Annotated in this window: 6 protein-coding genes and 1 pseudogene; 4 read left to right on the top strand and 3 right to left on the bottom strand. The window is 49.4% G+C overall.

Annotated features, from left to right (window positions below; all coding sequences use genetic code 11):
- Window positions 1–265 precede the first annotated feature (265 nt).
- The 3 genes and pseudogenes from O3C58_13885 (at window position 266) to O3C58_13875 (ending at window position 2,883) form a co-directional block, all read left to right on the top strand.
- Window positions 266–1,321, top strand: a pseudogene (locus tag O3C58_13885) (hypothetical protein).
- 54 nt (window positions 1,322–1,375) lie between these two features.
- The gene (locus O3C58_13880) at window positions 1,376–2,023 is read left to right on the top strand and encodes a hypothetical protein (protein ID MDA0692940.1); all 648 of its coding nucleotides are present in this window, start codon (window positions 1,376–1,378) and stop codon (window positions 2,021–2,023) included.
- The gene (locus O3C58_13875) at window positions 2,020–2,883 is read left to right on the top strand and encodes a polysaccharide deacetylase family protein (GenBank protein MDA0692939.1); all 864 of its coding nucleotides are present in this window, start codon (window positions 2,020–2,022) and stop codon (window positions 2,881–2,883) included. The genes O3C58_13880 and O3C58_13875 overlap by 4 nt, the downstream gene beginning before the upstream one ends.
- 47 nt (window positions 2,884–2,930) lie before the next feature.
- Here O3C58_13875 and O3C58_13870 read toward each other — a convergent pair whose 3' ends face one another.
- Genes O3C58_13870 through O3C58_13860 form a run of 3 tightly spaced genes read right to left on the bottom strand, consistent with a single transcriptional unit; the run spans window position 2,931 to window position 5,262 of the window.
- The gene (locus O3C58_13870; GenBank protein MDA0692938.1) at window positions 2,931–3,227 is read right to left on the bottom strand and encodes a hypothetical protein; all 297 of its coding nucleotides are present in this window, start codon (window positions 3,225–3,227) and stop codon (window positions 2,931–2,933) included.
- Window positions 3,228–3,710, bottom strand: coding sequence for a hypothetical protein (locus O3C58_13865; GenBank protein ID MDA0692937.1), 483 nt, complete (start codon window positions 3,708–3,710; stop codon window positions 3,228–3,230). It abuts the gene before it with no gap.
- Window positions 3,703–5,262, bottom strand: coding sequence for a leucyl aminopeptidase (locus O3C58_13860; GenBank protein ID MDA0692936.1), 1,560 nt, complete (start codon window positions 5,260–5,262; stop codon window positions 3,703–3,705). The genes O3C58_13865 and O3C58_13860 overlap by 8 nt, the downstream gene beginning before the upstream one ends.
- Window positions 5,263–5,825: 563 nt before the next feature.
- On the opposite strand from O3C58_13860, the gene O3C58_13855 reads away from it, so the two are divergent.
- The gene (locus tag O3C58_13855) at window positions 5,826–7,652 is read left to right on the top strand and encodes a 4Fe-4S binding protein (GenBank protein ID MDA0692935.1); all 1,827 of its coding nucleotides are present in this window, start codon (window positions 5,826–5,828) and stop codon (window positions 7,650–7,652) included.
- Window positions 7,653–8,064: the final 412 nt, after the last annotated feature.

The following is an 8,064-nucleotide window of genomic DNA, read 5'->3' as shown; positions in this document are numbered from 1 at the left end:
AGGTCGGAGGTTCGAATCCTCTCGGGCGCACCATATACGCAAGATTCTGTGGTGATTGGTAGTGAATTCCCGATTCATGGCGCAGAATCCTGAGCGACTACAGGATTGTCACCTTGAAAAATTATCCTGCCTTGGTAAACAAGAGTGGATGCGCATTACCTGCTTTCGTTTAACACAATTTAGCTCAATTAATATGTATGAAGTCGCGTCTTTGCGTACCTGCAAAGAGGCCCTTTATGACAAGGAATCAACTGAATGAAAATTCTTGGCCTTTGTACCATGGGGAAACAGTTCTGCGGCCCTCATCGAAGATGGCAAGGTCATCTTTGCTACCGAAGAGGAAAGACTGACACGGGTGAAAAACGATGGATCGTTTCCCTTGCAGTCCATCCATGCAGCGCTGGAATTTTCAAACATCAAATTGAGCGATATCGATCTGATATGTGTTTATTGGGAGCGATGGAACCTGCTGCCCAGGTTATCCGGCGTTGTCACAGGTGTGGTGAATAATCCGAAAACGCTTGGGGCCAAACTGAATAGAATCAAATCCATCTTTTTGAGCTCCAATGGAAAAGATGCCAAAGAGACGCATCATCAGGGAAGCTGGAAGGATCTCTTTTTCACGAACAGCATTCTCCGTAAAGAGTTTGGTGATTTTTCAGCAAAGACCGTTTTTCTGGATCATCATTCCTGCCATATCGCTTCTGCCTTTGATATTTCGGGTTTTGATAAATCGATGATTCTCAGTTATGACGGCGGCGGTGAAGGGCTATCCACCTTGCTGGGGCACCAGTCCGGCAACGTTTTCACGGAAATTCTCAAGGAATGATGGCCGAATTCCCTGGGACATTACTACAGTGCGTTCACAGGGTATCTGGGGTTCCAGATGTTGGAAGGGGAATACAAAATGATGGGACTGGCGCCTTATGGCAAGCCGGTTTATAAAGACGTCATTCTGGGCAATATATTGCAGAAAAAGGAAAATGGCCACTATACCTTGAATACCAGAATTCTGGATTACCATCAGGCGTTGGAGGGTAAATTCTCAAGAAAATTGATCCAGTTATTAGGCCCTCCACGCGACAAAAACGATGAGTTCACCCAGGAACACAGAAATATGGCCGCGAGCGTCCAGACGGCTTATGAGGAAATCGTGAATCATATGATTTCCTATGCGGTGGAAAAATTTCCCGACACAAAAAATATCTGTATCGTCGGTGGCTGCGGGCTCAACGTGACTGCAAACGGCAATATCGTCGATCACCTGGGTTTTGAAAAGGTGTTTGTCCCGCCCGCACCGCATGATGCCGGGTGCTCCATCGGCGCTGGTATTCTCGGGCACAAGAAGTTTGGCAATGCGAATGAGAAAGTAGAGATGGCAACGGCGTATCTTGGCCAGTCGTTCACCAACGAGCAGATAGAGAAATTTTTTGTTGAAAACAACTATGAGGTGCCTGAAAAATACGCTGAGGAAAATCTATTCAAATTCGTGAGCCAAAAAATTGCGGATGGCAATGTGATCGCCTGGTTTCAGGGGAGAGCGGAGTTTGGCCCGCGTGCTTTGGGCAACCGTTCCTTTCTGGCGGATCCGAGAAACAAAGATATACAGAGTTTGATGAATGAAAAAATAAAGAAGCGCGAATTGTTCCGACCGTTTGCTCCCTCCGTCAAGGAAGAGTGCGCGGAGGATTTCTTTGAAATCAAACAGAAAAGCCCGTTCATGAATATTGTGTCAAAGGTGAGAGAAGATAAGAAAAGTGTGATTCCCGCCGTGACGCATATTGACGGAACCGCAAGAGTGCACACAGTCTCGGAGGCGGGCAACTACAGATACTGGCACTTGATCGATGAATTCGAAAAAATTACCGGTGTTGGGTTGTTGTTGAACACCTCATTTAACATACAAGAACCGATCATCAATACCCCCGCCCAGGCGGTAACGGCCTTTGTGAACTCTGGCATTGACTATCTTGTGCTCAACGACTTTGTGATGGATGTGGCCTGGAAGGAAGCTCAAAAATGAGTCGCCTGCCATTTCATTTGTCGATTGATTTTGAAGATTTCACCCATGACTATAAACGCAAGCATGGGCTGGCCCATCCAGAGATGAATGTCGATTCGCTTTGGATCAGTTATGAAAAAATAAAATCAGTCATCAATGATTTGGGAATTAAGAATGGGGTGACTTTTTTTACCACTGGCATTCTGGCGGATCTCGCGCCCGATCTCGTCAAGCAGGTCAGTGATGACGGCCATGAGGTGGGTTGCCATTATTATTATCATGACCTGGTGTACCGAGACCCGATAGAGTCTATTGCCAAAAATCTGGATCGCGCCATCGAGTCTTTGACCAAGGCCAGCGGCCAGACGATTAGAGGGTTTCGAGCGCCGGAATTTTCCATTCGGGAAACGGACAAGGGCATCTATAAAGAAATCGCCAAACGCTTCGAATACGATTCCAGCTTTGTCCCTTATGACCAGCAAAGCGCTGAAACGGTCAAGGACTATTTTCTTTCCATCGATGCAAATTTAAAAGAATTTCCGGTCTATGCGAAAAAATCGTTTGGCGGGAGGATGAATTACCGTTCGGGCGGAACCTATCTAAAATTCTTTCCCGTAGAAATGACGGTTGCCACCATGAAAGAAGCGCATTCCAAGGGGTTCGTGCCGATGGTGTATATTCATCCGTATGAACTCCTCTCCGATTCCGAGTTCTGGGTTCCCTGGGGGGAGTTGGATACCCTGCCACCGTTCAAACGGCTGAAACCCTATGCGCGGCAGATTCAATGGTTGAAGGTGCAGAACAAAACGGTGTTTCCCAAATTAAGATCCATCTGCAAGCAATTCGAGCACCAGGGTCCCATGCGGAATTTGTTGTCATAATATCAAGGCAGACCCCACCTCCGCTTTAAGCTTTTAAAATTTCCCCATTAGACTTCTTGATCTTCCGCATCGTCCCCTGCTTCGTTTTCCAGCAGGAAGCGGTCTTTCAGGGCATGCAGGTCCTTTTTATCCTTATTGATTTTCTTTAAAAGAAGTTTCATTTCCATATCTGGAAACAAGGCGTTGAGATCGGCCTCGGCATCCGGAAAAATCGAGTTCAAGTCGATCTCCTTTTCCAGCGGCCCATTATTTGGAAGTACCTCTCCTGCTACTTCCAGTGTGGGTTGCGGCGAGTCGGGGGTGGGTTGGTTTTCTTTGTTCATTTTTGCTGATCCTTCTTCCATTCAATACCTCGCCAGCCATATGCCGAGAAAGACCGCGATGGACAGGGTGGCCAACGTCACTTGACTGAGGGTTTTCATTTTTTTAAGAGTGGCGGGAACCAATTTCCGGTTCTCAGGGCTTAAGTCCAGGTCGGAGATGCTGGAACGCAGGGTAAAAGCCTGGTAGACGCTGAGGAACAGGGCGATGATCACAAACACCATCTTCACCCCAAATAAATTATAATAACCAGAGGCCAGGTCGACTTGCCGGGTGTAGTTGGTCAATAAAAAATAAATGCCGGTGCCGATGAGAGCCAACAGGGCCGCCATTACTGTGGGCGCGAGAATATCAAGAGCTTTGTAGGCAATGGAATATTCCACCGGAATTTTCTGGTCCGGGAGTTTTGCCGCCGCCGGTAACAGGGCCAGCAGGCAAAATGCCAGACTCCCCACCGCGACAGCCGCCGCCATCAGGTGGATGAAAATGAGTATATTATTATCCATGTTTTTTGGCGGATTTGGTTTTTTTGCCGTGGGCCTGTTGTTCCAGATAGTGGACGAGCAAGCGCACTCCGAATCCGGAAGCGCCTTTTGGGGTGTAGGCTTTATCACTGCCCGTCCATGAGGTTCCAGCGATATCAATGTGCGCCCAGGGTTGATCGCCTGCGAACGGTTTTAAAAAGGCCGCTCCCATGGTGGTTCCGGCGCCCACTCCCGCTGACGCGATGTTTTTGAGGTCGGCGATATCGCTTTTCGTTTCTTTATCGTGCTCGTCCCAAAGCGGAAGTTCCCATAACTTTTCCCCGGTGAGGGTTCCAGCGGCTATAAGATCCCCGATCAGTTCATCATCGGTGCCAAGAACGCCGGCGGCGAAAGAACCCAGGGCCACGATCACAGCCCCCGTCAATGTTGCCAGGTCAATGACCGTTTTTGGTTTGAAGCGGGCCGCGTAGCTCAAGGCGTCCGCAAGGATCAACCGGCCCTCGGCGTCGGTATTCAACACTTCGATGGTTTTCCCAGACATGCTGGTCAGTATATCTCCTGGCTTGATGGCGGAGCCTCCGGGCATATTTTCCACGGCGGGGATCAGGCCCACCACGTTGATCGGCAATTTCAGGCTGGCCACGACTTGCAGCGTTCCCAAAGTCACAGCACCACCGGACATGTCTTTTTTCATCTCGTCCATATTGGCCGCAGGTTTGAGGGAAATGCCGCCGGTGTCGAAAGTGACTCCTTTTCCAACGATCACTATCGGAGCGTCGTTCTTTTTTCCTCCCTTGTATTCCAGAATGATAAAAGCCGGTGGTTCGTGACTGCCCTTGGACACTCCGAGAAGAGAACCCATGCCCAGTTTTTTCATGTCCTTTGCGAGCAGAATTTTGCAGGCGATCTTGTGCTTGGCCGCGACTTTTTTGGCGGTGTCGGCGAGAAATGTTGGCGTTAACGTATTGCTCGGCTGTAAAATCAGGTCGCGGGTCAGGCAGACTCCGTCCGCCACCTTGGCCGCATGCTCACAGGCTAAACGCAGTTTGGCAAGCGCGGCCTTGGAATTGGTGAGCAGGGTGATTTCGTCAATTCTGCTGGGGGTTTCATCTTTGTTCTTGTAAAGGTCGAAGTGATAGAGGGCAAGGTAACTCCCCTCGGCCACGGCCCGAGCGGTTTCATCGGACGATTTTTTACGGTCTGTCGTCAAAAGCTTTTCCAACTCGCCTTCAGGCAGGTAAAAGGATATTTTTTTAAAGTTGGCGCTTTCCGCAGTTTTAGCGGCGATTCCCGATGCCTGACGGATATTTTCTTCCGTCACCTCTTTGGCCTTGCCGATTCCGACTAGCAGCACATTGTCGGATTTCATGGCGCCCCTGGAGTTCAGCAACAGGGTCTGATTGGGTTTGCCCTCAAAACGCTTGTCTTTGAAAGCTACGGCGATGGAGCCGCCCAGCGCCTGGTCGATTGGGTTCAATTCCCCGTCTGGTTTTTTTTCTTGTGGACAAAAAAGAATCAGACAAGGGGTCTTGTGTTGGAACAGGTTCTCGGTTTTAACGGTTGTTTTAATCATTGCGTTTGATTTTTAAGGTTTTGGGTGATTTAAGAAAATCCCGCGATGCGGATGGGCTTCAATAGAATGAGTAAAGAGTTTATATTCAAGCCTTAATCCAATCAACCTTAAAAGTCAAAGAACTCATTTCCGATTGGTTGAGTGGGAAGCTATTGACAAGCGTGCTTGATTTCACCGGGGGTGGTGATACGATTTGCATGGATTGTGGCGAGCCTGGGAATCCAAACAACCCTCCACCGCAACCGTGCATCCAGAAACTCCATTGTTTTTAAATAAGTAATCCCCGGAAAGACCTTATTGTCAGAGGGTTCATGCGACCGCCATCCGCTCCCAAAGAATACCTGCCGATTTTGTGGACAAGCCTCTGATTTTTCAGATGAGGGGAGCCGGAAGAGGGATTGACAATTGGCTGTTCCATGACTAGAATTGCTGGAAATTACTGCATTTTTATGCGATCTTATGGTGTTGCAGGTGAAGAACTCCAAGAGGGTTTCCCTGTTTCCTTTAAAAAATAATTTTTTGACATTTATATATACGTATTCGGCAAAAAGGGAGAAGGTTTCATGGAAGCTGTTGAAGAACAAGCACAGGCGACGGAAGAAAAACAAGGGACGGTGAAGATAACAGTTTGTCTCAGTCTGAGCGGTGTGGCCGAGGGCGCAAAAGAAGTTTATCAGGAATTTGAAAAACAAATCGCCGCCATGAACGCCAATGCCGAATTGGGCGACAAACAATGCAACATGGGGCAAGTCGGGTGCCGTGGGTATTGCAGTCGCGATGTTTTGGTGGATGTTTATATTCCGGGTGAGCCACGGGTGACCTATGAAAAAGTCAAACCCGACATGGTTTCGAAAATTTTAAAAGAGCATGTGGTTGGTGGCAAGGTGTTCAAAAAAGCCGCCGCCAAGGAGGATTATTACGAGCAGCTCCAGAAGCAAAACCGGGTGGCTATGGAGTTTGGCGGCGCGATCGACCCTGAAAATATTGACGAATACATTGCAGTCGGCGGCTACGAGTCGTTGAAGAAGGTTCTCAGCGGATCGAAGCCCGATGAAATCATTGCAGAGATTATAAAATCCGGCCTGCGTGGTAAAGGTGGCGGCGGATTCGTCACCGGCCACAAATGGAAAAAGGCCGCCAACGCTCCCTCTTACGATGGGGCGCGGTATATCCTGGTCAATGGCGACGAAGGCAACCCGGCGTCCTATATGGACCGCAGTGTCATGGAAGGAAACCCTCACCAGATGCTGGAAGGGTTGATCATCGGTGCGTACGCCATTGGAGCGACGGAAGGGATCATCTACACGAGGTCCGATTATGCTATTGCCGTTAAGCGTCTGAACATGGCGCTCGTGCAGGCCAGAGAGCGCGGGTTTCTGGGCAAGAACATTATGGGCTCTGATTTCAGCATCGACATCTCCGTCCATGAAGGTGCGGAGGCTTTCATCGGTGGTGAGTCCACAGCATTGATGTCATCCATTGAAGGCAAGCGTCCCTTCCCGAAGGCTCAGCCGCCGCATTCGACAGAAAAAGGCTTGTGGGGCCGACCGACGTTGTTAAATAACGCCGAGACCTGGGCGACCGTTCCCGCCATCATCAAAAAAGGCGCCGACTGGTACGCGGGCATGGGCACTCCCAACGCCAAGGGGTGCAAGACCTGGGCGATCGCCGGGAATCTTAAATACAACGGCCTCATGGAACTGGATATGGGGCTGACCTTTCGCCATGTCATCGACGACATTTGCGGCGGCATCGTCAAGAAAAAGGAACTGAAAGTCGTGCATGTCGGTGGCGTCACCGGCGGCTTTCTGCCTCCGGAGAAGGCCGACATCACCATGGATTACGAAAGCCTGCTGGATGCCGGGGTACTCATGGGCCAGGCGAGTTTTGCCGCTTATGACCAATCTGCGTGTGTGATCGACCTGGCGAAATTTTCCATTGGTTTTAATGAAGGAGAAACCTGCGGCAAGTGTACGCCGTGCCGGATCGGGCTGACGTTGATTAAAAACAAGCTGGACGATATCTCCGAAGGCCGGGGCAAAATGGAAGACCTGGACAAGCTTCAGGCGCTTTGCGAAGAGATCAATATGACCTCGCTGTGTGGTCTGGGGGAAACAGCGGTCAAATGCGTTTTGACCGGGCTCAGATATTTTCGCAAGGAGTATGAGCGTCATATTGTCGATCAGGTTTGCGATGCGGCTAAATGCACGGGGCTTTATAAATACTACGTCAAAGAGGAAGAATGCGTGGCCTGCGGGGCCTGCATCAAACCTTGTCCGACAGGAGCCATCACCGGTGGAACCCGGAAAGTGGCGGCGCACATCGATATGGATTTGTGTATCAACTGCAACGCCTGTTATGAGGCCTGCGGTTTCCTGGCAATTTTATAATTGATAATCATTCAAATAGCCCAAGGGGATTATTCCCTTTGGGCTATTTTTTTGTTTCCGCTTTGAACTATAATTCTTGAGCCAAGCGGCGGGAGTGATCGTGGAAGAGGTCCAGGGATATGCCCTTCTGCCGAGGAACGAGCTGTCGCGTCTTCCGAAAGCAATAAAAAAACAGCCCGGCGTTCGTTAAATCCTATAATGCGGCGGACAAAATTCTTTGTGCAGTGCGGCCTCCGATTTTCCAAAACTATTATTCCCTGTCGAGAAAAAACCAGTAACCCCAATTTTTCAATTTGGGCGCTTATTTACATCCCCAGGTGTTCTTTCAGAATTTTGGAATCCTTGATTTTTGGATTATCAGGAGCAAGTTCCAGAGCTTCGCGAAAATGCTGGGTCGCTCCCCCGTGGTCTC

Source organism: Nitrospinota bacterium (assembly GCA_027619975.1).
GTDB lineage: Bacteria > Nitrospinota > Nitrospinia > Nitrospinales > VA-1 > JADFGI01.
Note: the sequence above shows the minus strand (reverse complement) of the source record. Positions and strands in the feature narration are given on the sequence as shown.

Coding starts and splice junctions, on each gene's coding strand:
- O3C58_13865 (MDA0692937.1), bottom strand. CDS start 3,710: ATGGATAATAATATACTCATTTTCATCCACCTGATGGCGGCGGCTGTC.
- O3C58_13875 (MDA0692939.1), top strand. CDS start 2,020: ATGAGTCGCCTGCCATTTCATTTGTCGATTGATTTTGAAGATTTCACC.
- O3C58_13880 (MDA0692940.1), top strand. CDS start 1,376: ATGGCAACGGCGTATCTTGGCCAGTCGTTCACCAACGAGCAGATAGAG.
- O3C58_13860 (MDA0692936.1), bottom strand. CDS start 5,262: ATGATTAAAACAACCGTTAAAACCGAGAACCTGTTCCAACACAAGACC.
- O3C58_13855 (MDA0692935.1), top strand. CDS start 5,826: ATGGAAGCTGTTGAAGAACAAGCACAGGCGACGGAAGAAAAACAAGGG.
- O3C58_13870 (MDA0692938.1), bottom strand. CDS start 3,227: ATGGAAGAAGGATCAGCAAAAATGAACAAAGAAAACCAACCCACCCCC.